At 68.3% G+C, this 24,221-nt stretch carries 23 protein-coding genes; 8 read left to right on the forward strand and 15 right to left on the reverse strand.

Annotation, left to right across the window (positions count from 1 at the left end; all coding sequences use genetic code 11):
- Positions 1 to 98 precede the first annotated feature (98 nt).
- Genes OXI49_09785 through OXI49_09795 form a run of 3 tightly spaced genes read left to right on the forward strand, consistent with a single transcriptional unit; the run spans position 99 to position 5,623 of the window.
- Positions 99 to 2,192 (forward strand): DUF5916 domain-containing protein, encoded by a 2,094-nt coding sequence (locus tag OXI49_09785; protein MDE2690790.1) that lies wholly within the window; start codon positions 99 to 101, stop codon positions 2,190 to 2,192.
- Between the two features lie 46 nt (positions 2,193 to 2,238).
- Complete coding sequence (locus OXI49_09790) at positions 2,239 to 5,484, forward strand: amidohydrolase family protein (protein ID MDE2690791.1); 3,246 nt, start codon at positions 2,239 to 2,241, stop codon at positions 5,482 to 5,484.
- A 13-nt stretch (positions 5,485 to 5,497) separates the two neighbouring features.
- A complete protein-coding gene (locus OXI49_09795; protein MDE2690792.1) occupies positions 5,498 to 5,623 on the forward strand; it encodes a hypothetical protein in 126 nt (41 codons plus the stop codon).
- 54 nt (positions 5,624 to 5,677) lie between these two features.
- Here the strand turns inward: OXI49_09795 and OXI49_09800 are convergent, their stop codons facing one another.
- The 5 genes from OXI49_09800 to OXI49_09820 all read right to left on the reverse strand — a co-directional run bounded on the left by OXI49_09800 (position 5,678) and on the right by OXI49_09820 (position 10,829).
- Positions 5,678 to 6,706 (reverse strand): isocitrate/isopropylmalate family dehydrogenase, encoded by a 1,029-nt coding sequence (locus tag OXI49_09800; GenBank protein ID MDE2690793.1) that lies wholly within the window; start codon positions 6,704 to 6,706, stop codon positions 5,678 to 5,680.
- Between the two features lie 7 nt (positions 6,707 to 6,713).
- A complete protein-coding gene (locus OXI49_09805; GenBank protein ID MDE2690794.1) occupies positions 6,714 to 7,232 on the reverse strand; it encodes a 3-isopropylmalate dehydratase in 519 nt (172 codons plus the stop codon).
- Complete coding sequence (locus OXI49_09810) at positions 7,229 to 8,584, reverse strand: aconitase/3-isopropylmalate dehydratase large subunit family protein (protein ID MDE2690795.1); 1,356 nt, start codon at positions 8,582 to 8,584, stop codon at positions 7,229 to 7,231. The genes OXI49_09805 and OXI49_09810 overlap by 4 nt, the downstream gene beginning before the upstream one ends.
- Entirely contained in the window at positions 8,581 to 9,741 is a 1,161-nt protein-coding gene (lysS, locus tag OXI49_09815) for a homocitrate synthase (protein MDE2690796.1), read from the reverse strand. Before lysS ends, OXI49_09810 begins: the two co-directional genes overlap by 4 nt.
- Positions 9,742 to 9,989: 248 nt before the next feature.
- The gene (locus tag OXI49_09820) at positions 9,990 to 10,829 is read right to left on the reverse strand and encodes a TIGR03619 family F420-dependent LLM class oxidoreductase (protein ID MDE2690797.1); all 840 of its coding nucleotides are present in this window, start codon (positions 10,827 to 10,829) and stop codon (positions 9,990 to 9,992) included.
- An 81-nt stretch (positions 10,830 to 10,910) separates the two neighbouring features.
- On the opposite strand from OXI49_09820, the gene OXI49_09825 reads away from it, so the two are divergent.
- Positions 10,911 to 11,405: a thioesterase family protein gene (locus OXI49_09825; protein MDE2690798.1), complete on the forward strand. Its 495-nt coding sequence runs from the start codon at positions 10,911 to 10,913 to the stop codon at positions 11,403 to 11,405.
- An 18-nt stretch (positions 11,406 to 11,423) separates the two neighbouring features.
- Here OXI49_09825 and OXI49_09830 read toward each other — a convergent pair whose 3' ends face one another.
- The gene (locus tag OXI49_09830) at positions 11,424 to 11,756 is read right to left on the reverse strand and encodes a DUF2834 domain-containing protein (protein ID MDE2690799.1); all 333 of its coding nucleotides are present in this window, start codon (positions 11,754 to 11,756) and stop codon (positions 11,424 to 11,426) included.
- Positions 11,757 to 12,038: 282 nt separating this feature from the next.
- Here OXI49_09830 and OXI49_09835 point away from each other — a divergent pair, with 282 nt between their 5' ends.
- The gene (locus OXI49_09835) at positions 12,039 to 12,962 is read left to right on the forward strand and encodes an alpha/beta hydrolase (protein MDE2690800.1); all 924 of its coding nucleotides are present in this window, start codon (positions 12,039 to 12,041) and stop codon (positions 12,960 to 12,962) included.
- A 14-nt stretch (positions 12,963 to 12,976) separates the two neighbouring features.
- Positions 12,977 to 13,582 (forward strand): CoA pyrophosphatase, encoded by a 606-nt coding sequence (locus tag OXI49_09840; protein ID MDE2690801.1) that lies wholly within the window; start codon positions 12,977 to 12,979, stop codon positions 13,580 to 13,582.
- Between the two features lie 3 nt (positions 13,583 to 13,585).
- On the opposite strand, the gene OXI49_09845 is transcribed toward OXI49_09840, so the two are convergent.
- The 9 genes from OXI49_09845 to OXI49_09885 form a co-directional block, all read right to left on the reverse strand.
- Positions 13,586 to 14,392 (reverse strand): tetratricopeptide repeat protein, encoded by an 807-nt coding sequence (locus tag OXI49_09845; GenBank protein ID MDE2690802.1) that lies wholly within the window; start codon positions 14,390 to 14,392, stop codon positions 13,586 to 13,588.
- Positions 14,389 to 16,215, reverse strand: coding sequence for a BatD family protein (locus OXI49_09850; protein MDE2690803.1), 1,827 nt, complete (start codon positions 16,213 to 16,215; stop codon positions 14,389 to 14,391). The genes OXI49_09845 and OXI49_09850 overlap by 4 nt, the downstream gene beginning before the upstream one ends.
- A gap of 4 nt (positions 16,216 to 16,219) precedes the next feature.
- Complete coding sequence (locus OXI49_09855) at positions 16,220 to 17,155, reverse strand: tetratricopeptide repeat protein (GenBank protein ID MDE2690804.1); 936 nt, start codon at positions 17,153 to 17,155, stop codon at positions 16,220 to 16,222.
- The gene (locus OXI49_09860) at positions 17,139 to 18,308 is read right to left on the reverse strand and encodes a VWA domain-containing protein (protein ID MDE2690805.1); all 1,170 of its coding nucleotides are present in this window, start codon (positions 18,306 to 18,308) and stop codon (positions 17,139 to 17,141) included. The genes OXI49_09855 and OXI49_09860 overlap by 17 nt, the downstream gene beginning before the upstream one ends.
- Entirely contained in the window at positions 18,305 to 19,363 is a 1,059-nt protein-coding gene (locus OXI49_09865; GenBank protein MDE2690806.1) for a VWA domain-containing protein, read from the reverse strand. The genes OXI49_09860 and OXI49_09865 overlap by 4 nt, the downstream gene beginning before the upstream one ends.
- Positions 19,360 to 20,382 (reverse strand): hypothetical protein, encoded by a 1,023-nt coding sequence (locus OXI49_09870; GenBank protein ID MDE2690807.1) that lies wholly within the window; start codon positions 20,380 to 20,382, stop codon positions 19,360 to 19,362. The genes OXI49_09865 and OXI49_09870 overlap by 4 nt, the downstream gene beginning before the upstream one ends.
- 2 nt (positions 20,383 to 20,384) lie before the next feature.
- A complete protein-coding gene (locus OXI49_09875) occupies positions 20,385 to 21,317 on the reverse strand; it encodes a DUF58 domain-containing protein (protein MDE2690808.1) in 933 nt (310 codons plus the stop codon).
- Positions 21,318 to 21,335: 18 nt separating this feature from the next.
- Positions 21,336 to 22,403, reverse strand: coding sequence for a MoxR family ATPase (locus OXI49_09880; GenBank protein MDE2690809.1), 1,068 nt, complete (start codon positions 22,401 to 22,403; stop codon positions 21,336 to 21,338).
- Between the two features lie 115 nt (positions 22,404 to 22,518).
- Positions 22,519 to 23,139 carry a histidine phosphatase family protein gene (locus tag OXI49_09885; GenBank protein ID MDE2690810.1) on the reverse strand — a complete coding sequence of 207 codons (621 nt, stop codon included), beginning with the start codon at positions 23,137 to 23,139 and terminating at the stop codon, positions 22,519 to 22,521.
- Between the two features lie 70 nt (positions 23,140 to 23,209).
- On the opposite strand from OXI49_09885, the gene OXI49_09890 reads away from it, so the two are divergent.
- A complete protein-coding gene (locus OXI49_09890) occupies positions 23,210 to 23,968 on the forward strand; it encodes a glycosyltransferase family 2 protein (GenBank protein MDE2690811.1) in 759 nt (252 codons plus the stop codon).
- A complete protein-coding gene (locus tag OXI49_09895) occupies positions 23,929 to 24,213 on the forward strand; it encodes a lipid-A-disaccharide synthase N-terminal domain-containing protein (protein MDE2690812.1) in 285 nt (94 codons plus the stop codon). Before OXI49_09890 ends, OXI49_09895 begins: the two co-directional genes overlap by 40 nt.
- Positions 24,214 to 24,221 lie beyond the last annotated feature (8 nt).

Raw genomic sequence — 24,221 nt, forward strand, 5'->3', positions numbered from 1 at the left:
GTCTCTCACTAGTCATCTCGCTCCCCCCGGCAGCCGCACAGACGAGCACGAGCCCGCGGCCCACGATCGAGGCGCTCCGCATCGACACGCCGATCCGCGTGGACGGCGTCCTCGACGAGGCCGCCTGGGACCAGGCCTCCGTCGCCGCCGACTTCACCGCCCGCGAGCCTGAGGACGATCGCCCGGCCGCGCAGCAGACCGAGTTCTCGGTGGTCTACACGGAGGACGTCCTCTACTTCGGGATTCGTGCTTTCGACTCGGAGCCTGAGGCGATCGTCGCCAAGGAACTCCAGCGCGATTCCGACCACGGACGCAACGACGACTCCCTGGCGATCGTGCTCGACACCTTCCACGACCAGCGCAACAGCGTCACCTTCGAGGTCAATCCGCTCGGCGCCCGGACCGACTCATTGGTCACCGACGAAGGCAAGAACCAGAACATCGAGTGGAACGGAGTCTGGAGAGCCACGGCCCGGAGGACGGCGAACGGCTGGCAGGCCGAGGTCGCGATCCCCTTCTCGACCCTGCGATTCGACCCGGCGGCGAGCACATGGGGCCTCAACGTCCGCCGGGTCGTGCGCCGGACAAACGAAGAGAGCAACTGGGCGCCGATCGGACGGGAGATCGGCCCGCGCGCCGTCAGCCGCATGTACGCGGCGCACTGGGTCTCGCTGGCAGGCGACCTCACCGGGATCTCGGGTGTCAAGCCGGGAAGACGCCTGGACGTCAAGCCGTTCGTCCTGGCCTCCGCCGCGGAAACGCCGAGCGTTCCGGCAAGCGGGACGCTCGACGACATCGACGGCGGCATCGACCTGAAGTGGGGACTGACGAAGTCGCTGACGCTCGATCTCACCTACAACACCGACTTCGCGCAGGTGGAAGTCGACCAGCAGCAGGTCAACCTCACCCGCTTCTCGCTCTTCTTTCCCGAGAAGCGGGAGTTCTTCCTGGAGAACGCGGGCATCTTCGAGTTCGGTCCGCCAAGTCCGGGAGGAGGAAACCAGCCGCCCCTGATGAAGGCCTTCTTCTCGAGGCGGATCGGCCTGGACCGCGGCGAGGAGGTTCCCATCGACGTCGGCGCCCGCCTGACCGGCCGGGCCGGCGCCTGGAACCTCGGCCTGCTCACCGTGGGAACCGAGGCTCTGGCGATGGGAGATCGGCCGGCAACGGCCGCCGCCCAACACAGCGTCTTCCGGCTCAAGCGCGATCTCGGTGAGCGGTCGAGCGTCGGCATGATCTACACCGAACTCGACCCGCGCGCCGGCGAAGGCAACCGGCTCTACGGCGTCGATCTCGACTACAAGCCGAACCGGCAGTCCCAGTTCTACCTGTTCGGCGCCGCCAGTGAGGACGAAGGTCGAAGCGGAGACACCGGCGCCCTCGGCACCGGCTGGGCCTACACGACGCGCACCGTCCGCGCCAGCGTCGATCTGACCGAGGCCCAGGGCGACTTCAACCCCGGTTCGGGTTTCCTCCTGCGCCGGGATTTCCGGCGCTACAACCCGAGGGTGCGCTGGGAACCACGAGTGAACCGCGGTGCCGTCCGCAGCGTGTTGTTCGAAGCGGAACTCGACTACTTCGAGCGCGAGAGCCTGGGCAGCGTGGAGAGCCGCAGGCTCCTCCTGGCGCCGATCGGCATGCGCACCACCGGCGACGACCGGTTTCGCCTGGCCTTGGTCGACGAGATCGAGCAGCTCTTCGAGCCGTTCGAGATTCGTCCTGGCATCGTGATCCCGGCCGGCCTCTACCGCTTCAACTCGATCTTCCTGCGCGGCTTCTCGAACCAGGGACGGCGCCTGGCCTGGCGCGGCAACATCAACGTCGGTGAGTTCTTCGGCGGCGACCGCCGGAGCTACGTCCTGTCGAGCTTCGTCCGCCTGTCGCGCCACCTGCTGACCGAGTTCCAGTGGAACTACAACGACATCATGCTGCCTCAGGGCGACTTCACCGCCACGATCTACACCGTCCGCCTCGACGCCGCCTTCAGTCCGGACCTGCGCCTCAACACGCTCGCCCAGTACAACGAAGCGGCGCAGCTCGCCGGGATCAACGTGCGCTTCAACTGGATCTACAAGCCCGGCGCCAACCTCTTCGTCGTCTACAACCACAACTGGGACGCGCCGACCTTCAGCGCCAGGGAAACGGCGCGGCGCGAGTTGATCGTCAAGTTCAACTACCTCTGGCAGCCCTAGCGCCCGGTCCCACCGTGGCCGCGGGGATCGGTCGTAGACTCGCCGGATGACACGCCTGCCCCCGCGCTCCAGCCTTCCGTTCCAGCTCTCCGCCGGCCTGCTCGTGGCGCTGGCCGGCTTGCCGGTCCTCGCCGACGACGGCGCGGGATGGGACGTGAACGACCCGCCCGGCGAGGAGTACGAGGTAGAGATCGACACGACCGAAGGCACCTGGATTGGCCTCGACGTGTCGCCGGACGGCGAGCGGATCGCCTTCGACCTGCTGGGCGACCTCTACCTGCTGCCGATCGGCGGCGGCGACGCGGAGGCGCTGACGAACGGGATGGCATGGGACATGATGCCGCGCTTCAGCCCGGACGGCTCGCAGATTGCCTTCATCAGCGACCGGAGCGGCGGCGACAACGTCTGGACGATCCCGGTTGCCGGCGGCGAGCCGAAGCAGATCAGCCGCGAGGACTTCCGGCTCGTCAACAACCCGGTCTGGAGCCCGGACGGCCGCTTCATCGCGGCGCGCAAGCACTTCGTGTCGACGCGTTCGATCGGCAGCGGCGAGATCTGGCTCTACCACGCCAGCGGCGAGGGCTCGGGCCTCCAGTTGAACGAGAAGCCGAACGAACAGAAGGACCTCGGCGAGCCGGCCTTCTCGCCGGACGGGCGCTACGTCTACTTCAGCCAGGACACAACGCCGGGCGGCGTCTACGAGTACGGCCGGAACGCGGCCATCGGCATCTACTCGATCCGCCGCATCGACCGCGAGACCGGGGAGATCGAGACCGTGATCTCCGGGCCCGGCGGCGCCGTCCGGCCGACTCCCTCACCCGACGGCAGGTACCTCGCCTTCGTGCGTCGGATCCGTTTTCAGAGCCACCTCTTCCTGCACAATCTGAGAAGCGGCGAGAACATCCCGATCCATGACGCGCTCGACCGGGACATGCAGGAGATCTGGGCGGTTCATGGCGTCTATCCGGGCATGGCCTGGACGCCGGACAGCCGTTCCGTCGTCTTCTGGGCGCGCGGCGGCCTCCACCGGATCGACATCGAAACCCGCGAGGTCAGCGAGATCCCGTTCCGGGTGCGGGCCACCCACCGGATGAAAGAGGCTCTCGCCTTCGACTTCGAGGCGGCGCCGGACACCTTCCGGACGAAGATGCTCCGCTGGATCCAGGTATCCCCCGCCGGCGACCAGGTGGTCTTCCAGACCCTCGGCCGGCTATGGACCCGCAGCCTTGATCCCGAGACCGGCGAACTCGGCGAGGCGCGGCGGCTGACCGCCCAGGACGACCATTACGAGTTCTACCCGTCCTGGTCGCGCGACGGAAAACAAGTCGTCTACGTGAGTTGGCACGACGAGGACCTGGGCGCGGTGCGCATCGCGCCGGCCGCCGGTGGCGAGGGGCGGACGATCACGTCCGATCCCGGCTTCTACGTCGAACCCGCCTTCTCGCCCGACGGCGCCACCGTCGTGTATCGCAAGAGCCGGAGCGGCGGCATCCTGAGTCCGCTGTGGTCGAAGGACCCGGGGCTCTACCGGATCGACGCCGCCGGCCAAAGCGCTCCCGTGCGGTTCGCCCGCGCCGGCTCCGGCCCGCACTTCGGCGGCGACGCGGATCGCGTCTACTTCACCGCCACCGAGAGATGGGACCGGCGCGTGCTCCGCAGCGTGCCGCTCGTAAGCAGCGGCGACGCGCAGACCCGCGACCACGCCGGAAGCAAGGTGGCCACAGAGATGCGGGTCTCCCCCGACGGCCGCTGGCTCGCCTTCGCCGAGCGCTTCGACGCCCACGTCGTGCCGTTCACGCCGGCCTCGAAGGCGATCGAGATCGGCCCCAGGACCGCCGGCCTGCCGGTGCGAAACGTCTCGACCGACGACGGCGCCTACCTCCACTTCTCGGGCGACAGTTCGACCCTGTACTGGTCCCTGGGACCCGAACTGTACGAGCGACGGCTCGATGAGGCCTTCGCACCGCGGGACGACGAGGCCGAGAACGTAACCGAAGAGCCCGCGAGCGGCCTCGATCTCGGCTTCGACGTGACGGCCTACCGTCCCGAGGGCCGGATCGCGATCACGAACGCGCGGCTGATCACGATGGCCGGCCAGGACAACCTGGAGATCATCCGCCGCGGCACGGTAGTCGTCGACGGCGACCGGATCGCGGCCATCGGCCCCTCAAGCCAGGTCGACGTGCCGGCCGACGCGACGGTGATCGATGCCTCCGGCCTCACCGTCATGCCCGGCCTGATCGACGTCCACTGGCACGGTCCGCAGGGCAGCCAGGAGATCATCCCGCAACAGAACTCCGAGCTCTACGCGACGCTCGCCTTCGGCGTAACGACGGCCCACGACCCCTCGACCGACACCAGCACCTTCTTCGCCGCCAGCGAGATGCAACAGGCCGGCGACATCATCGGACCCCGCATGTTCGCCACCGGCACGATCCTCTACGGCGCCTTAGGCGCCTTCCGCGCGATCGTCGAGACGCCGGACGACGCGGTACAGCACGTCCGCCGCCTGCAGAAGGCCGGCGCGATCAGCGTCAAGAGCTACAACCAGCCCCGGCGCGATCAGCGCCAGAAGATCGTCGCCGCCGCCCGCGACCTCGGCATGCTCGTGGTCAACGAGGGCGGCGCCCTGTTCCAGCACAACATGACGATGGTCGCCGACGGCCACACCGGAATCGAGCACTCGCTCTCCGTGGGCGCGATCTACGACGACGTGATCCAGTTCTGGGGCAACAGCCGCGTCGGCAACACGCCGACGCTGGGCGTAGCCTTCGGCGGCATCCAGGGCGAGGACTACTGGTATGAGCACACGGACGTCTGGACCAACGAGCGGCTGCTGAACTATGTGCCGCAAGAGGTGATCGACGCGCGCTCCCGCCGCCGCCAGAAGGCGCCGGAAGGCGAGTACAACCACATCCTGGCCGCGCGAGTCACCAACGCCCTCGACCAGGCTGGCGTGCAGATCATGCTCGGCGCCCACGGCCAGCGCGAAGGCCTCGCCGCCCACTGGGAAATGTGGATGTTCGAGCAGGGCGGGATGAGCCCGCACCGCGCACTGATCGCCGGCACGATCAACGGCGCCCGCTACATCGGCATGGAGGCCGACCTCGGTTCCCTCGAGGCCGGCAAACTCGCCGACCTGATCGTCCTCGAAGAGAACCCGCTCGAGAACCTCCGCAACTCCGAACTCGTCCGCTACGTCATGGTAGGCGGCCGCATCTTCGACGCCCTGTCGATGAACGAGACCGCCGGCGAGAAGCTGCAGCGGAAGCCGTTCTGGTTCCAGCAGTAGGGGCGCGCTCTTCATGCAGCGTCTGGAGATCAACCTGCAGGTCAGGAGATCGAACGTCAGGGCCGCGGAGTTCTACCGTTCGATCGGCTACGCGGAAGACGATGTCCTGAGTATGGGTAAGCGCTTGGTTGAAGACTGAGACGCCTGGGACTGACAAGTGGCTGTCCTACGCGGCTAGCGAATCGAAGCCGACTCAGACTCGACGGAGCAGATCTGCGACCACGTCCCCTGTCGTGGCGTCTCCGTCCTGGTCGGGGGTCCTGGGTCCGCTCTTGTGGTGACCCGCAACCAGCTCGCCGACGCGCACGGCCTGGCGGGTCAGACCCACACGCTGCAGCAGCAGCGCGGCGGCCGAAACGGCCGCAATCGGGTTCGCGATTCCCCGACCAGCGAGGTCCGGCGCGCTGCCGTGCACCGGCTCCGCTAGGCAGAAGCGCTCGCCGCAGTTGGCGGAGCCGACCACGCCGAGTCCGCCGACCATGGCGGCGCCGGCGTCGCTCAGGATGTCGCCGTAGAGATTCGGCGCGACGATCACGTCGTAGCGCTCCGGCTCCAGGATGAGACGGTAGGCCATCGAGTCGACGAGTTGCTCCTCGACTTCGACCTCCAGAAAGCCACTCGCGACGTCGAGTGCGGTCTCTCGGAACAGGCCGTCACTCAGGCGAAGGACGTTCGCCTTGTGGACGACGGTGAGCAGGGGCCGTCTTCCTCGATCGGCGGCCCGTGACTGCGCCAGTTCGCAGGCGAAACGCGTGATCCGTTCCGTGGCCCGGCGGCTGATCACCCGCTCGGCGACGGCCACCTCGCCCTCCCGTTCCCAGCGTTCGCGGCCGGCATAGAGGCCCTCCGTGTTCTCGCGAACGACGACGGCGTCGACGGCGCCGCCGCGGAGCGGGCGCACGTTCGCGTAGAGGTCCAACCGCCGACGCAGCTCGACGATCGGGCTGCGGTAGCCATCGACCGCGTGGCTGGGCGATGAGACGGCGCCGAACAGGACGCCGGCGGAGCCCTCCAGTGCCTCGACGGTCGCCTCGGGCAAGGCCCTGCCGGTGCGCTCGAAGGCCCGCCAACCCATCTCCGCATCGATCCACTCGATCCGGTCCCCGCACACGGCATCCACGACGCGCACGGCCGCGTCCACGACCTCTGGCCCGATGCCGTCGCCGCCGATGCGGGCGAGGCGGACCGGCGCGGCGGCCGAGTCGTCGTGGCTTGGCGTCACGGCCTGCCTACCCCGCCGCCAGGCGTCGCTTCGTTTGCTCGATCAGGCCGCCGGCCGCGATCATCGACCGCACCGCCGGGCTGAACGGCGAGAACGCGAGCACGGCCTCGCCGCGGCGAATCACCGACGCCTCGAGATCGACCTCCACCTCCCCGCCTTCCTCCAGGGCGTCGACCGCCTCCGGGCAGACGATCGCGAGCAAGCCGTTGTTCAGGGCGTTGCGGTAGAAGATGCGCCCGAAGCTCCGCGCGACGACCGCGCCGACGCCTGCGTAGCGGAGGCAGACCGCCGCCTGCTCGCGGCTCGAGCCGCAGCCCCAGTTCCAGCCCGCGACGATGACGTCGCCCGGCCGGACCCGTTCGACAAACGTGGGGTCGAGGTCTTCCAGTGCGTGCGGCGCGACTTCCTCCGGCCGGCTCTTCGTGTACGTGTAGCGGCCCGGGAAGATGACGTCCGTGTTCACGTGGTCGCCGTAGCGGAAGACCCGGCCACGGAATGGTCGAGCGACATCGACTGGACCGTTCACTCGGTCACCTCCCGCGGATGGACGATCCGGCCGGCCACCGCGCTCGCCGCCACGACCGCAGGCGAGGCAAGGTAGACCTTCGAGCCCCGGTCTCCCATCCGGCCCTGGAAGTTCCGGTTCGCACTGGAGATGCAGACCTCGCCCGGTGCCAGCACGCCCAGGTGGTTGCCCATGCAGGGGCCGCAGCCGGGCGTGCCGAAGACGGCGCCGGCATCGGCGAGATCGGCCACCCAGCCGCGGGCCAAGGCCTCGTTCCAGACCTCGCTCGAGGCAGGCACGATGACCATCCGCGTGCCCGGCGCCGTACGCCGACCCGCCATCACCCGATGCACCGCGTCGAGATCCTCGATCCGGCCGTTCGTGCAGGTACCGATGAACGCCTGGTCGACCCGCACCGATTCGAGCTCGCCGACGCCGACCGTGTCGTCGACCTGATGCGGGCGAGCTACGCGAGGTTCGACCCGGCTCAGATCCAGCCTGTGCTCCGCCGCGTACCCGGCGCCGGGATCCGGCTGCAGCGCCCGTTCCTCGAGTCGCGCCGCCACCTCCGCCGCGGCCTCGCCGGCCTCCGCTCCCCGACCCGCGCGACGCCCGGGACGCGCCAGCAATCGCTCCGCCAGGTACCGGAACACCTCGTCGTCCGGCGGCATGTACGCGTTCTTCGCCCCCATCTCGGCCATCATGTTGACCAGGGCCGCGCGTGAGTCGAGGCTCAGGCCCTCGATTCCGGGACCCGCGAACTCGACGCTCCGGTAGAGCGCGCCGTCCGCGCCCAGATCGCCGATCAGAGTCAGGGCAACGTCCTTCGTCGTCACCCACTCGCCCAGCACGCCTTCCAGCCGGATCCGGATCGACTCAGGCACCCTGAGCCAGAGTTCGCCGGTGGCCCAGATCACGGCCATCTCGCTGCGGCCGACGCCGGCGCCAAACGCGCCCAGCCAGCCGAAGTGCGGCGTGTGGGAATCGGAACCGAGAACCAGATCGCCCGGCAGCACGACAGCCTCTTCGCTCAGCACCTGGTGGCAGATGCCGCGACCGACCTCGAAGAAGTGGGCAACGCTCTGTTCGGCGACGAAGGCTCGGACTTCGGCGTGGTTCCGGGCGTGACGGACCGTCGGTGCCGGCACGGCGTGGTCGAGAGTGACCGCCATCCGCTCCGGGATGGAAACCCGCTCCTGGCCGAACTGCCGCCAGATCTCCGCGATCGGCGCCGTGTTGTCGTGGCTGAGCACGATGTCCGGCCGCGCGTCGACGATCTGACCGACCGCAACCGCGTCCTCGCCGGCTGCACGGGCCAGTGCCTTTTGCGCGAAGGTTCGGGCCGTGTCGGCCGGCCGACCGTGTTCGATCACCCTGCTACTCCGGCCACAGCCGGCACCAGCTCCGCCGTGTGGTACTCGCGCAGCAGCGTGTCAACGTCCGAGAGACTCAGCGGCTTCTCGTCGGCCAACGCCTTGACGTGAGCCGTGATCTCCTTGATCTGCTGGTCGCTGAGGTCGAGCCGCAGTTGCTCGGCGCGGGACTTGATCGCGTTCCAGCCGGTCAAACGGTGGGCCACGTGGACGTAGCGGTCGAGGCCGAAGTCGGCCGGATCGAGAATCTCGTAGGTCGACGGATCGTTGAGGATCGCCTTGGCGTGAATGCCCGCCTTGTGAGTGAACGCCGTGTAGCCGGTGATGTAGTTGTTGAACGGCACGTCGATCTTGACCAGGGAGGCGACGTAGTTCTCGATCTCGCGCAGAAGCGGCAGGTCGTAGCGGTCGCGCACTCCTTCGGGATCCTCGGCGTAGAGGCGAGCGACCAGCCCCCCGAGCGGCGTGATGCCGTTGCGCTCCCCGATTCCGAGCACCGAGGTGTCGACGTGGGTCGCACCCGCTTCCAGCGCGCAGAACGCGTTCGCAACGGCGCAGCCGGTGTCGTTGTGACCGTGGAACTCGATGTCGCAGTCCACTTCCCGGCGCAACCGCCGCACGAGGTCGTAGACCTGACGGGGACTCGCCACCCCCACGGTGTCCGCGACGCCCACGCGGTTCACGCCCACCGCGTTCACGGCGCGGTAGGCCCGGATCAGGTCGTCCAGATCGCTCCGGAAGGAGTCCTCGGTGCTGAAGCGGACCTCGACTTCGTGCGACCGGATGTACTGGACGACCTCGATCGCCGTCTCGATCACCTGGTCCATGCTCTTGCCGTGCGAGTACTCCCGGAGGTAGCGGGAGGTACCGAACACGACATCGATGCCATCGACGCCGGTCTCGAGCGCCAGCTTCGCGTCATCGAGATGGCAGCGCGTGTGAGTGAGCACCTTGGCGCGCAGGTCGAGATTCGCCACCCGCTCACAGTCGGCCCGGCTACGGCGGCTGGCCGCGGGAGAGGTCAACTCCAGGTACTCGACGCCGAAGGCGTCCAGCAGGCGCGCGATCTCCACCTTCTGGTCGCTGTCGAAGAAGGCATTGGCGAACTGCTCGCCTTCGCGCAGAGTCGACTCGATGATGGCTGGATGGGAGGGCATGGAGGGTTCCTCAGGTACAGAAAAGCCGGCGCATCCCTGAACTGGATGGCCGGCCGAGAAAGGTCGCTGCGTCGATCTCTAGGCGGTAGACACCCGGTCCTGTAGGCAGGGCTTCGCGCCCGGCTTGTGCAGCCGCCTGACCAGGGACGAACCGTGTGTCGTGTGATCCATGAGGGAGGACGCGGATTCTGCGTGCTCGGCCGTGCGAAAGTCAAGCTGCCCGCACCGGGCGCGTCGCCTCGAACGTCTCATAGAAGCTCCCGAAGCTCCTCGAACGCGCGGCGCGCCGTCACGATATGAGCGTCGGCATCCGCGCCGAGCCCACCGCCCAGGGTCCGCAAGCAGAGGTGAGTCAGGCCCTTCTCCCGCCATCCGCGGACGCGGTCCTGCCACTCGTGCTCACGCGGCCCTACGACGGCGACTCCCGCCTCCGTGCCGATGACCGCCGGGTCGCGGCCTGCGGCGCGGGCCGCGGCGGCAATGTCGGACGAGAGTTCGCCGAAGTCCTCCGGCGAGCACAGGACGAACCAGCCGTCTGCCTGCCGGCCGATCCTCCGGCGAATGCGCGGCACCGGCAAACCCCGCGCGCCGATCCAGATCGGAATCGGACGAGACGGCAGGGGATCGATGCCTGTACCCTGGACGATGTCCCAGCGGCCCTCGAAGTCGACCTCCGGCTCCGTCCAGAGGCGCCGCAACAGTTCGAGCTGTTCCTCGCAGCGGGCGCCCCGCGTGCCGAAGTCCTGCCCCAGCGCCCGATACTCCGCCTCGCTGCCGCCGACACCGACGCCGAGACGCACACCGCCCCCCGACAGCCGTTCGAGTGTCGCCAGTTGCTTCGCCAGCAGCACCGTCTGACGCGATGGCGTGACGATGACCGAAGGTACTAGCTCGATGTTCTCTACCATCGCGGCGACGTAAGCCAGCAGCACGAGGGGCTCGTGGAGGTGCCCGCTCTTCGGTCGTGCGACCAGATCCGGTACCCGCAGGTGCGTGTAGCCGAGCTCGTCGGCAGCCTGTGCGAACGCCTTGACCGCGCCGAGGTCGTCCTTCAGTTCGCGGACGGGTAGCGAAATGCCGACTCTCATGGGTGAACTCCTGCTGGTTCAGGCGCGACCGGCGACGGATCGTAGCAAGGACATAGACTCCGGGACCGCTGGTTCGTACGAATGACCGACGCACAGAAGATCTGGACCGGCACGGTCCTGCCGGAGTGGATCGACCACAACGGTCATATGAACGCCGGCTACTACCTGGTCGCCTTCGACGACGCGACCGGCCCATGGACCGCGTTTCTGGGGATCGACCGGACCTACCGCAGGTCGAAGCGGCGCTCCACGTTCTCGATCGACAGCCATCTCACCTGGCTGAGAGAACTGCCGGAGGGCGCGCCGATCGCGGTCGAAGCGGAACTCCTTGGCTTCGACGACAAGAAGTACCACACCTTCATGCGCATGCTGCACGCCGACGACGGCTACGTCGCCGCGACGCACGAGCTGCTGAGCATCCACATCGACCTCGATACACGGCGCAGCACGCCTCTGCCGCCCGAGATCCACGAGCGGATGAACGAAGTCCTCTCGAAGCAGCGCGCGATCGCCGAGCCCGGCGAGGTCGGACGCGTCATCCGCACCAAGCCGTGGCCGCCGGACGCGGCGCCCTGACTCGAGGAGCCCCTCGGCTCAGGCCGCGGCGGCCCGCGCCTGCTCGATCGCCGCCGTGCGCCGGTAGAGATAGAGCGGCAGCGCCAGCGACAGGCCGACCAGCAGGTTCGCCGCGACATGGACCCAGAGATGGCCGATGCGGTGACGGCGGCCGTCCGCGAACAGAAACACCCAGAACGCGGCGGACGACACGACGAGGTCGATGCTGAAGCCGGCCGCCACGGGATTGGCCGTCGCCGCGCCAACGAAGCCGGGCAGGTCGAGCCCGCCGTCGCCCAGGAGGAACCGCAGGAACTGCCAATACGGCAGCACCGTGCCCAGGACGCAGAGGAGGAGGTAGAAGCGCTTCATCGCAAGTCCTTTTCCGGCCGGTCGCACCGAAGAAAGTACCAGTTCGCGGGGCCGGGCGACGACACCGGTGCGGCGGCCGGCCGGTCGGCTACGATTCCTCCCATGACGACCCACGACGACTCCAGCGACTCCGACACCCCGATGACCCGCCGCACCCTGATCGCCGGCTCCGCCGGCGGCGCCGCCGCGCTCGCCGCGAAGCCGGGCGCCGCCGTGGCGGCTGAACACGACAGCCCGGCCTGGCCCGCGCCGGATTACGTCCGCACCAACGGCGGCCTCAGAATGGCCGTGTACGAGGCCGGGACCGAGGGCATACCCGTCGTGCTGAGCCACGGCTTCCCGGAGCTGGCCTACTCCTGGCGCCACCAGTTGCCGGCGCTTTCCGAGGCCGGATTCCGCGTGCTGGCGCCTGACCAGCGCGGCTACGGCAACACCCAGCGGCCCCTGGCGATCGAGGCCTACAACATCGCGGAACTCTGCGCCGACCTGGTCGGCCTGCTCGACGCCCGGGGCATCGCCAAGGCCGTCTTCGTCGGCCACGACTGGGGCGGCGGCGTGGTCTGGGCGATGCCGCGGCTGCACTCGGACCGTGTGCTCGGCGTGGTCGGCGTGAACACCCCGACTGGACCCCAGCCGCCTTCGCCGCCGATCGAGCTCCTCCGCCGGATGCGTGGCGAGGACAACTACGTCGTCGCGTTCCAGGAGCCCTGGAAGGCCGAGGAGGTGCTGGAAGCGGACGTCGAGAAGACCTTCCGCACCTTCATGCGGCGCGGCTCGTGGGACGCGGAGGAGTTCAACAAGCTCCCCGCCGACGCTCCGGAACGGAAGTTCCAGTTGCTCGAGATCATCAAGCACGGTTCACCCGAGGCGCTGCGGGGCGAGCTGCTGCTGACCGATGCGGAACTGGCCCACGTCGTGACCACATACCAGCGCACGGGCTTCACCGGCGGGGTCAACTGGTACCGGAACATCGACCGCAATTGGGAGTTGATGAAGGGCGTAGACCAGAAGATCGACCAGCCCTGCCTCTACATCGGCGCCGAGAACGACGTCGTGCTGCCGCCCTCCTCCGCCGACGGCATCGAGGCCCTGGTACCGAACATCGCCAAGCACACGATCAGGGACTGCGGCCACTGGACCCAGCAGGAGCAGCCCGAGGAGTTCAACCGGGTCCTGATCGGCTGGTTGAAGGCGACGTTCGCCTAGAGCCTCGCTGCGCTATGAGTATCGGCGACATCCGTCGAAGGCTGGCTGCCCACGAACCGACGATCCTTCCGCCGGCCGCGTTCGAGGCCAGCGTGGCGATGGTGCTGCGCCCGTCGACAGCGGGACCGGAAACGCTGTTCATCGAGCGGTCGAAGAAGCCGCAGGACCCCTGGTCCGGGCAGATGGCCTTTCCCGGCGGCCGGCACGACGAGACGGACCGCGACCTGAGGCACACCGCCGAGCGCGAGACGGTCGAGGAAGTGGGCCTGTCGCTTGAAGGCGCCCGTCTGATCGGTCGGCTCGACGACCAGACCGGACAGCGGGCCGGCCAGGGCCGGCAACTGCGGATCGCGGCGTTCGTCTACGAAGTCGGGGACGGAACCGGCAACGACCTGGTCCTCAACTACGAGGTCGCCGAGACGCTCTGGGTGCCGCTGGCCTGGTTCGAGGACCCGGAGCGTGTCATCGACTACCGCCATCCGCCCTATCCCGAAGTCAGCTTTCCCGGCGTCGTGGTCGGCGACCCGAAACGGCACATCGTCTGGGGCCTCACGTTCCGCTTCCTGGTCGCCTTCTTCGAGATCCTGCAGCGCCCGTTCGCCGCGAACGGCAGGCGGTAGCGCTCACTCGACGATCTCCAGATACTCCCGCATCGACCAGCCCCGCTCCCCTTCCGGCAGTTCGATACGCACCCACTCGGGGCGTTCTTCGATCACACGCACTTCCGTGCCGGCGTGAAGCTGGAAGCGGACCACCGAACCCTCGCCGGCGGCAGCGTGGAGATCGATCTCCGGCGGAACCACGACAGCGACCGGCGAGCTGAAGGCGGCCTGCGCCACGAGCGAACCGGCCAGTGCCAGACCGACTACGAGCAGACAGACCGCGGACCAGCGAAGCACCTCCGACGCCGGTCGATAGAGCCGGGACGCAAGCACGACCCAGAAGCCGAGACCGACCAGCACCGCGCTCCTCAGCACTTCGACCGGAGCCAGACTGTAGTGCCAGAAGAGCACAGTGCGAAGAAGTACGGGCGGCTCGGGCGGCGCGATCTCGTCGCGCGCGCTCCGGCGAGCGAACGTCAGGTTCGCGCTGGCGTCTTCGTCTCGCGGCAGAAGCCTGAGCGAACGGCGGTAGGAGGCGACGGACCGGCCCAGTTCGCCGGCGCGCAGGTAGGCGTTTCCCAGGTTGTAGTGCAGATGGCCGTTGTCGACCCCCATCTCACGCATTTCTCCGTAGAGGGCGACGGCTCGACCGAAGTCGCCCGCCTCGTACGCCGCGTTGCCATTGACCCAGAGCTCGGCCGGTTCCGGGGCCGCCAGGGCTCCCTCGGCCGGCAGGGCTTCGGTGACCACAGGCAGTTCCTCGTCCTGTGTGAACCCCGGGATTGCCGCGGCAGTGCCGAGCAGGGCGAGAATCGCGACTCTTCTCACGTACTCCGGCCCCGTAGCTGCCTGTCGAGGGCCTTGATCAGATCGCTCAGACCTTCGGTGCTGGTCTCCGCCGCCAGTCCGCCGCCGCCCGCCACCGGGGTCAGGCCGTACTGGGCGGCCTCGAGTCGCTCCAGCAGTCCCCGGCAGCGCGCCGCCAGAGCGCCGTCCACGCCTACCCGGACCAGCGCGGTCTCCGCCTCCGACGGCGTCAGGGCGGAGCCCTCGACCCCCAGCTTGTCGCCGACGTAGCGACGCACGATCCGGGAGGCCTCAGCCGCGGAGGCGGGCCCCGCGCCGGAGCGGAGCTTCCTCGCAACGGACAGTGCGTCGCGCAGCGCCCGGTGACGCCGGCGCAGCGTCCTGTCGGCGGCGTAGCGGCGTTCGCGTCGATGGTGCACCAGCAGGGCCACGTACATGAAGGGCGGCAACACGCCGCAAACGAACCAGACCCACAAACGCCACCCCTGAGGCATGGCCGAGACGATGCCTGCCGCCGTCCGGCGAATCGGCAGGATGTCGTCGGCGAGGATCCGCACCGCCACCTTGCCCGTGGTCGGCGCCAGCGACTCGGTAAGCATCAGCTCCTCCTCGCCCTCGGCCGGAGTGACATCGAAGTCGATGTGCTCGGTCGACCGGGTCGCGTAGTCGCCAAGCTCAGGATCGAAGTAGACGAGATCGATCGGCGGGACGTCGAGGGCTCCGGCAACCAGCGGGACCAAGGCCCGTCGGAACACCTTGCGGCCGGTCAGCAGGCGTCCGCTGCGGTCGATGCTCGCGTCCGGTTGGTCCGGATAGATCTTGAACGCCGGCAGCTCCGGAATGTCGGGCTCGGTCAGGAGCTGCACGTTGCCGCTACCGCCGACCTGCACTTCGAGCGTGGCCGACTGCCCCACCTGCAGCTCGCGCCGGCTGAGCGAAGCCCGAATGTCGAACTCCCCGACCAGACCGTTCCAGCCGGCTGGAGCCGGTGGAAGCGGCCGGACGTCGAGCGTCAGAGGTTCCGTGAGCAAGTACTTCGTCGCCCAGCGCCCACCCGCTCCAAGCAGACTGTCGAACTCGTCGAAAATGCTCCGCCTCCGGCCCGGCCGGCGCGCCTGCTCGGCCTCCACCTGTACCCGAAGCTGGGTCTGCGGCAGTGTCACCTCGCCGGATCGCTGGGGGAAGAGCGCCTTGCGCACCTCGTTCACCGAGTACTGGACACCGTCGATCGAGGTCGAGAACTGCCGCACCTCGCCTAGGTCCTCGACGACCACGTCGCTGCCGAAGTCCATCGACTCGATCGACCCCTGTCCCACGGGCACACGACTGTAGAAGCGCCAGGTGTAGATCACCTGCTGGCCCTGCCAGGGTCGATCCGTCGACACGGTCGAAGTGACGAAGAGATCCCGGTCCTGCTCGTCGTTCTGGCCCCCGGCGTCGGTGACCTGAATTGTGAACGGCCGACTCCGGACCTCCGCACCGTCGATCACGGCGGTGACGGGGCCGATCTCGTAGCTGCCGGCCCGCGTGGGAATCAGGAGGTAGTTGTAGGACGTACTGTTGCTGACGCGGCCGTTCGTGATCTGCATGTCGCGCCGTTCGCCACGCGACAGGACCCGAAAGTCCGGCAATTCGGGCAGCCCCGGCGGTTCGTCCGGCGACCCTTCGATTCTGATCGTCAGGTAGAGCTGATCGCCGAGGGCGACCTGATTGCGGTCGACAGTGACCTGGAGCCGGTCCGGCTCCTGGGAATCCGCCCCGGCTGGGCCCAGAAGGACAGCCCAGGAGACCAGAGCCGCGACCCGGAACCAGCCGAAGGACCACCCGTGCGTGTTCGTGTCCATCGCGCTACCAGTCCTTCGCCAGCCGGCTTCTGCGCCCGCGCTGCCCCCGGCGGGTCGGGTCCGGCCGGCCCTCTTCCAGCGCCTGAAGGTAGCGCTCCGCCTCCTCCGGCGTCATTCCCGGCTGCGGTTCCTGCGGACGACTCCCGCTCTCGCTATCCGGTCCGTCAGGCTGCATCTCCGGGTCCTCGGCGTCCGGGATGCCGTCCCCGTCGCTGTCCTGCGGATCCTCGCCACCCTGGGGCTGCTGGTTCTCTCCCTGGTCTCCCGGGTCCTGCTCCTGGCCGGACGGTTGCTCTCCCTGACCGTGATCCCCCTCCGGCTGCTGCTGCGCGCCCTGGTCCTCCTGGTCCTGTTCCTGCTCCTGCTGCTCGTTCTCCTGCTGGTTCTCGCCGCCCTGGTTCTGCTGCTGGCGCCGCCTCATCTCCTCCCGCACGAACTCGAGGTTGAACTTCGCATCGATGTCGTCAGGATTCGCTTCGAGCGACGCCGTGTAGAAGTCGACCGCGTCTTCGAGCTTGTCCTGACGATAGGCGCTGTTGCCCAGGTTGTAGAGCGCCTGAGCACGCAGCTCATCGTCACCGATGGCCGCGGCCCGGTAGAACTGATTGTCCGCCGCTTCGAAGTCGTTCAGCTTGTAGTGGGCGGCGCCGACGTTCAGACTCACCTCCGGGTCGTCCGGCCGCTCCGTCTGGTGGTCAGCGAACCCGCGCAGGGCCTGGTCGTAGGCGCCGGCGTCCCAGGCCGCATAGGGCGATGCGTACTCGACCGGAGGAGTTTCGATGCCCGCTTCGCCGTTCACGTCTGCAGAAGGCAGCTCCTCGTTCGGAGCCTGTGCCGTGACGGCGAGCGGAAGGAGAAGCAGCCCCAGCCCCGGCAGCCAGGGTGCAGCAGCCGGGCCCATGCGGCGACGCCGGCCTACTGGCTCAGGTGGCCGTGACATGGTCCCTTCCCTCCTGGCCAGCACCACGGCGCGCCAGGCGCTCGCCGATCAGCGGCTCGAGCATCAGCGCTGCCAGCGCGATGACCAGCAGCCACTGGAACCGCTCCTCCCAGCGCTGCTGCCGGCTCGAGCCGAGTTCCTGGTCCTCCAACTGCGCCTTGATGCCCTGAGCGTAGATCTGTTCGAGGTCCACGTCGCCGGTCACCGAGCGGACATAGCGGCCGCCCGTGGTCAGGGCGATCCGCTGCAACGCCGCCTCGTCCAGACGGCTCAGGACGATCTCGCCCCGGCGGTCGGTACGGAAGCCGCCTCCCTCTCTGGGTATGGGTGCGCCCTCGTCCCGTCCGATGCCGATCGCGAAGATGCGCACCCCCGCCTCGGCCGCGGCCTCGGCGGCGTCCTGCGCCTCGCCCAGGTGATCCTCGCCGTCGGTGATCAGGATGATCGCGCGCGACTTCCGCGAACCCGTCTGGGCCACCCGGTCGAAGGCCTCGAGCGAAACGCGGAGCGCCTCTCCGATCGCGGTGCCCTTGACCGGAATCAGATCCGGCTCCATGGCCTCGAGGAATAGCGCCGCCGCCGAGTAGTCCAGCGTCAGGGGCAGTTCCAGGAAGGCGCTGCCCGCAAAGGCAACCAGCGCGATCCTGTCTCCTTCCAGCCGCCGCAGCAGATCGGCGATCTCGCGCCGGGCACGTTCGAGCCGACTCAGTTCGCCGCCCGCCTCCGCATCCAGCACGAGCATCGAGTCCGAGACGTCGAGGGCGACCACGATGTCGACGCCCTCCCGATGCACCTCCTCCCACACGAAGCCCCAGCGCGGCTGCGCCAGCGACGCCACGAGCGCGAGCACGGCGACGAGCACGAGAAACGCCTTCAGACGCCGCCTCGGCCGGCTGACGCCGGCAATCAACCCCGGCAGCATCTCGCGAGAAGCGAAACGACCGAGCAGGCGCGCGCGGGCGCGGAACGCGTAGACGTAGAACAGCAGGAGCGCCGGGCCGAGCCACAGGAGCCAGAGCGCGTCCGGCCGGCCCGTACGCATCTCGCAGCCGCCGGCCAACAGCAGAACCGGAATCCACGCCAGCAGTTCCCGGCGGCGGCGCGAGCCAGCGCCGCCCGGCCCGGTGTCGCGGGTTGCGAACCTCCCGCTCACGGCAACTTCCTCAGGCGGGTATCGAGCAACACGACCTCGAGCAGCAGCAGGAACACCGCCGGCGCCACCAGCCAGGCGAAGCGTTCCTCGTACTCCATGTAGGACTCCTGGCTGATCTCCGTCTTCTCGAGCGCGTCGATCCGTTCGTAGATCTGCTCCAACCCGACCTCATCCTCGGCCCGGTAGTAGGCGCCGCCTGTCGTGTCCGCCATCCTGCGCAGCGTCTCCTCGTCGATCTCCACGTCCTGGTAGACGACCCGCGGCCCAAACCCGGTCTCGACCACGAAGGGTGCCTGCCCCCTGGTGCCGACGCCGATCGTGTAGAGCCGGACGCCGAGCGCCGCCGCCGCTTCAGCCGCACGCACCGGCGACAGGGAGCCGGCGTTGCTCCGCCCGTCCGTGAGCAGGATGGCCACCTTCGACTCGGCATCCGAGTCCTTGAGGCGCTTGGTGGCGACTCCGACCGCCGATCCGATAGCCGTGGCATCTCCGGCCATGCCGATCTCCAGTTGCTCGAGAAAGGTGGCCGCGACCCCGTGGTCGAGCGTCAACGGACACTGGGTGAAAGCCTCTTCGCCGAAGACGACCAGGCCGACGCGGTCATTGGGCCGGGCGGCGATGAACGTCTCGACGACCCCCTTCGCCACTTCGAGCCGGTCCCTCCGGCGGCTCAATGAACGTTCGTGCGCATCCAGGTCCAGTGCCCGCATCGATCCTGAGGTGTCGATCACGAGCACGATGTCGATTCCCTCCGTACTCACCTCGGTCAGCGCGCGACCGGTCTGCGGGCGCATGACGGCAAGCAGGATCAGGGCGACGACGAGGAGCCGCAGAGCCGAGACCAGCCGGCGCGCCGTCAGCGCGCCGGAGCGCGGGGTTCGCAGGGCATGGCCAAGGGAAGAGTACGCCACAGCCGCGTTGTCGCCACCGGCGCCGCGCTTCGCCGAGACCTGGCGCAAGCGCGGCCGGAGCCACCACAGGAGCGCCCAGATCACGTACAGCGGAAGCAGCACCCAGAGCCAGCGGGCGTCGGCGAAGACGAGTTGTTCCGTCATGCCGCCTCCTCCGTTTCAACGGACGCCAGCTCAGCGTTCCCGCCGTCCTCCGCGTCCTCCATCGGCTGGGTCCCCGTGACGAAGCCCAGGGCCTGCTCGTAGGTGCGCTCGATCTCCTCCGGCACCGGCAGATGGGCCGCGAACTTCACCTGGTCGGTAGCGACCAGGAAGCGCTCCAGGCGCCGCGCCTGCGACGGATCGAGCCGCACCAGCCCGCCCAGTCGGCTCAGGATCTCCTCGGTCGTCAGGTCGGTCGCGTTCAATCCGAAGCGGCCTTCAACGTAGGCCCTGACCACCGAGGAAACAGCGAAGTAGTAGCGGCGGAGTTCCCGCAAGTCGGAGAAGTCCGTGCGACGCAATCGCTCCAGTTCCCGGATCGCCAGGTCGTAGGGCGGAATCGGAGGCGTTTCGGACGCAACGCCGTCCGGTCGGCGGCGGCGCCACCACCACCACGCCGCCAGTCCGAGCGCAGCGGCGGCCAAAGCCAGACCCGTCCACAACAGCCAGAACGCGGCGGTGTCGATTCTGCGCAGCGGCTTGATGTCGCGGATGTCCGTCGTTTCACTCCGGTCGTTGGGCAGCACGGACTCGACCTCAACGGAGATCTCCCCCGCTTCCAGGTCGCCGCCAGGACCGGACGGCTCGGTGTACGTCGCGGTCAGCGCCGGCAGGACGTAGGAGCCCACGAGGTCGGCCCGGAGTTCGTACCACCTTCGCTCGAGGAGCCGACCGGAAGACAGGGTCTCCGCGGGGGTCCGCCCCAGGTCGACGATGCGGAAGCCCGCAATGTCCGCGCCCGGATCATCGAATGCCACCTCGACCTCCGGCTCGCGCTCGACCTCAACGGTATACGTGATCAGGTCGCCAGTGGTGGCGGTGGACCGGTCCACGGAGGCACGCAGTTCAGCGGGCGGCCTCGCTTCAGCATCGCCGGCCGGTTCACCGGCGGCGCAGCCAAGAGCGAGCAACGCCGCGGCAAGCGGCAGCGCGGCCCTGACTCTGATGATTCGCGGTGCCATTCCTACACCCGCACCGACTGCTCGCGCGCTCTCATGTAGCGAACCAGGGGCTCGATCCACGGCCGGTCGGCCCAGACCTGAATCTCGCCGACCCCCGCCTGGCGGAACTGTTCCGCCCGCCGCTCCATGTCCTGCCTGGCCAACCGTACGAAACTCTCCGAGACCCGCCGGTTCGCCGTGTCGATGACCATTGTCTCGCCCGTTTCCGCATCTTCGAGCTCGATGAGCCCCATGCGCGGCATGCTCACTTCACGCTGATCAAGCACCCGGATCGCCGTCAGATCGTGACGCCGCGCGGCGACCCGCAACCGCTCTCCGAAACCTGAATCCAGGAAGTCCGAGATGACGAATCCCACCGACCGGCGCCGCACCACCCGGCCCAGATACTCAAGCGCGCCGTCCAGGTCCGTACCGCGCCCGGTGGGCCGAAAGCTGAGGACTTCCCGAATCACGCGCCACACGTGCGCCCGTCCCTTCTTGGGCGGAATGAACCGCTCGATCCGGTCCGAGAAGATGATCATCCCCACCCGATCGTTGTTCTGGATCGCAAGGTAGGCGAGCACGGCCGCGAGCTCGGCGACGACCTCCCGTTTCTGTTTGCCGGAGGTCCCGAACGCCCCGGAGGAACTCACGTCGACGATCAGCATCACCGTCAACTCGCGCTCCTCGCGGTGTTCCTTGACGAAAGGGCTCGACATCCGCGCCGTCACGTTCCAGTCGATGTGGCGAATGTCGTCCCCCGGCGCGTACTCGCGCACCTGCTCGAACTCCATGCCCCTTCCCTTGAAGGCGCTGTGGTACTCCCCGGCCAGCGCATCGGTCACGAGACGCTGCGTGCGGATCTGAATCGCCTTGATCCGCGCCAGCAGCTCGGGCGACAGGGTCGCCGTTTCCTGCTCCGGGGCCTCGTTCCGCTCTGGTCTGAAGAAGAACATCGATCCCTTGATGTGGCCTCAGGGAACGTCGACGGTGTTGAGGAGCTCCTGGATCAGGTCGTCCGAGGTGAGGTCCCTGGCCTCGGCCTCGTAAGAGATCAGCACCCGGTGCCTGAGCACGTCCGGCGCCACGGTCTTGACGTCCTGCGGCGTGACGTAGGCCCGGCCCGACATCAGGGCCTGCACGCGGGCCGCGGCGGCAAGGAAGATCGTCGCACGTGGCGACGCTCCGTACTCGATCAGCGGCTCGAGCTTCTCCAGGCCGACCCCGGCCGGCTCCCGCGTCGCGAACACGAGGTCGACAACGTACTCCTCGACCTTCGGGTCGAGGTAGATCGCGTCGGCCACATCGCGCGCGCGGCGGATGTCCTCCGGACTGACCACGGCTTCGACGGCAGGTCGCTCGCGACGGGCCATCCGTCGCATGATCTCCATCTCCTCCTGGCGGTCCGGGTAGTCCACGCGCAGCTTCAGCATGAAGCGGTCGACCTGCGCCTCCGGTAGCGGGTACGTCCCCTCCTGCTCGATCGGGTTCTGGGTCGCGAGGACAAGGAACGGGTCCGGCAGATCGAAGGTCTGGTCGCCCAGTGTGACCTGTCGTTCCTGCATCGCCTCGAGCAACGCGCTCTGGACCTTGGCCGGCGCGCGGTTGATCTCGTCGGCGAGCAGCAGGTTGGTGAAGATCGGTCCCTGCTTGACCTGGAAATCGTGCTGATCCGCCCGGTAGATCTGGGTTCCCAGCAGGTCCGCCGGCAGCAGGTCCGGCGTGAACTGGATGCGTGAGAAGCCGGTGTGAACCGCTTCAGAGAGGGTCTTGATCGCCGTCGTCTTGGCCAGGCCCGGAATGCCCTCGACCAGGACGTGGCCATCGGCGATGAGCGCCATCAGTAGTCGATCGATCATGTAGATCTGGCCGACAATCACCTTGGCTACCTCGGCGCGGACACGCTGCAGCAGGTCGGCCTGGGCGGCGATCTCCGTGCGCAACTCCTCGCTGACGCCCGGCACGGCAGGGCCGGCTGGCGGCGTTTGAGGCGCCGCCAGGGGCTGATCGACTGGAATGTTCTCGCTGGAATCCATCGTCATCTCGGTCGACTCTCCCAACCCCCGGAAACCCCGGGTTCTTCCCGAACAGCCGGAGCTACGAACCTTATCCGAGCACCCCGTCCGAACCGGGGCGCCGCGAAAGCCGAACTGACCGTCAGATCCCGGACACCTGACCGCCATCCGCGGTCTCGGCATCGAGGTGGTCGCAGCAGTTGACCAGGCACGCTTGCCAGGGCGCCCGAGCCTGCACATGGGTAACGGACGTGTTGCCCCACCGGGTCGGCGGCTCCACTCCGTCACCGAGGTGTAGATGACGGAGCGCCAGCGAGTAGCAGACGAGACCGTGAGTGACGAAGACGCTGTCTCCCTCCGCTGCCTCTGCCGTCTGGCGAATCCGGGCCCAGGCCGCATCCACCCGAAGGTGAAACGTCTCCCAGTCCTCCCCGCCCGGCGGTGCGTAGCCTGGTTCCATGATGTCGAGGCCGATGTCGGCGTAGGCCCGCCCCCGCAGGTCGCCGAAGTTCCGCTCGGCGAGCAGGGGCTCGATGAGCAGAGGCAGTCCCAGGGCCCCCGCCACCGGCTCCGCGGTCATCTCCGCCCGGCGCAGATCGCTCGCGACGACGCAGCCGATCGGACGTTTCCGGTGGTGTTCCCGCAATCGCGACGCCAGGCGCTCCGCCTGACCGACGCCGCGTTCGTTGAGAGGCGTCCCTGGCGTCTGTACGACGCGGGCGGCGTTCGACGCGGTCTCGCCGTGGCGCACGATGAGCAGCACGGCGGGAGGGTATCAACGCGCCTTCGGGCACGAGTAACTCTGCGGCGGGGCTAGGATCGGAGCAGCCGCCATGCCGCCGCAGCTCTCGATCGTCGCCCCGGTGTACAACGAGGCGGGCAACCTGGAACGCCTCGTGGCGGAGACGCACGACGCGATGACGTCGGCTGGCCTCGACTACGAGTTGATCCTGGTTGACGACCGCAGCACCGACGGCAGCCGCGACGTGCTCACGGAACTGGCAACGGACAACGAGAGACTGCGGGTCCTGAGTCTCGAACGCCATGCCGGCCAGTCGGCGGCGCTGCTCGCCGGGCTGCGAGCCGCCCGGGCGCCACTCCTCGTCACGATGGACGCCGACCTTCAGAATGACCCGGCCGACATCCCGGCGATCGTCACTCTGCTCGAGAACCACGACGTCGTCTCGGGCGTGCGGGCGAAACGCCAGGACACGGTGCCGCGGCGGCTGGCGAGCCGCGCCTCCAACCGGGTGCGGCGGCTCATCCTCGGCGACCCGTGCACCGACATCGGATGCGCACTCAAGGGCTACCGCTCCGCCGCTCTCGAAGACCTTCCCGCTTTCGACGGGCTTCATCGCTTTCTGCCCCTACTGGCCTTGCGACACGGCGGCAACTACGCTGAGATCCAGGTCGGACACCGTGCGCGCACGGCAGGTGCGAGCAAGTACAACATCCGGGGCCGCTTCCTGCGCGGAGTTCTGGATCTGTTCGGCGTCGCCTGGTACCGCCGACGTGCGGTCTCCGTCACCGTCAAAGCACTGGAGCGCTCACCATGCCACCCGTCACACCCGATCTCATCTGGAAGGCTGTAGGTTTCGGAGGACAGGCCCTCTTCGGCTCTCGCTTCCTCGTTCAGTGGATTGCCACGGAGCGACGCCGCCAGAGCGTCGTTCCGACCGCCTTCTGGTACCTGAGCCTCTTCGGCGGCCTGACCCTGCTGAGCTACGCCATCTCGATCCGTGACCCGGTGTTCATCACCGGTCAGAGTTTCGGAGTGCTCGTGTACTCGCGCAACCTCTGGTTCGTACACCGGAAGAAGGCGGACCAAGCCGACTGACGCACGCG

This window comes from Acidobacteriota bacterium, assembly GCA_028875725.1.
Lineage (GTDB): Bacteria > Acidobacteriota > Thermoanaerobaculia > Multivoradales > Multivoraceae > Multivorans.

Bases quoted from the DNA above. Each gene is read 5' to 3' on its own strand.
- lysS (MDE2690796.1), bottom strand. From the start codon at position 9,741: ATGCCCTCCCATCCAGCCATCATCGAGTCGACTCTGCGCGAAGGCGAG.
- OXI49_09840 (MDE2690801.1), top strand. From the start codon at position 12,977: ATGAGTATCGGCGACATCCGTCGAAGGCTGGCTGCCCACGAACCGACG.
- OXI49_09820 (MDE2690797.1), bottom strand. From the start codon at position 10,829: ATGAGAGTCGGCATTTCGCTACCCGTCCGCGAACTGAAGGACGACCTC.
- OXI49_09825 (MDE2690798.1), top strand. From the start codon at position 10,911: ATGACCGACGCACAGAAGATCTGGACCGGCACGGTCCTGCCGGAGTGG.
- OXI49_09865 (MDE2690806.1), bottom strand. From the start codon at position 19,363: ATGACGGAACAACTCGTCTTCGCCGACGCCCGCTGGCTCTGGGTGCTG.
- OXI49_09880 (MDE2690809.1), bottom strand. From the start codon at position 22,403: ATGACGATGGATTCCAGCGAGAACATTCCAGTCGATCAGCCCCTGGCG.
- OXI49_09850 (MDE2690803.1), bottom strand. From the start codon at position 16,215: ATGGACACGAACACGCACGGGTGGTCCTTCGGCTGGTTCCGGGTCGCG.
- OXI49_09890 (MDE2690811.1), top strand. From the start codon at position 23,210: ATGCCGCCGCAGCTCTCGATCGTCGCCCCGGTGTACAACGAGGCGGGC.
- OXI49_09875 (MDE2690808.1), bottom strand. From the start codon at position 21,317: ATGTTCTTCTTCAGACCAGAGCGGAACGAGGCCCCGGAGCAGGAAACG.
- OXI49_09895 (MDE2690812.1), top strand. From the start codon at position 23,929: ATGCCACCCGTCACACCCGATCTCATCTGGAAGGCTGTAGGTTTCGGA.
- OXI49_09870 (MDE2690807.1), bottom strand. From the start codon at position 20,382: ATGGCACCGCGAATCATCAGAGTCAGGGCCGCGCTGCCGCTTGCCGCG.
- OXI49_09855 (MDE2690804.1), bottom strand. From the start codon at position 17,155: ATGTCACGGCCACCTGAGCCAGTAGGCCGGCGTCGCCGCATGGGCCCG.
- OXI49_09790 (MDE2690791.1), top strand. From the start codon at position 2,239: ATGACACGCCTGCCCCCGCGCTCCAGCCTTCCGTTCCAGCTCTCCGCC.
- OXI49_09795 (MDE2690792.1), top strand. From the start codon at position 5,498: ATGCAGCGTCTGGAGATCAACCTGCAGGTCAGGAGATCGAACGTCAGG.
- OXI49_09830 (MDE2690799.1), bottom strand. From the start codon at position 11,756: ATGAAGCGCTTCTACCTCCTCCTCTGCGTCCTGGGCACGGTGCTGCCG.
- OXI49_09835 (MDE2690800.1), top strand. From the start codon at position 12,039: ATGGCCGTGTACGAGGCCGGGACCGAGGGCATACCCGTCGTGCTGAGC.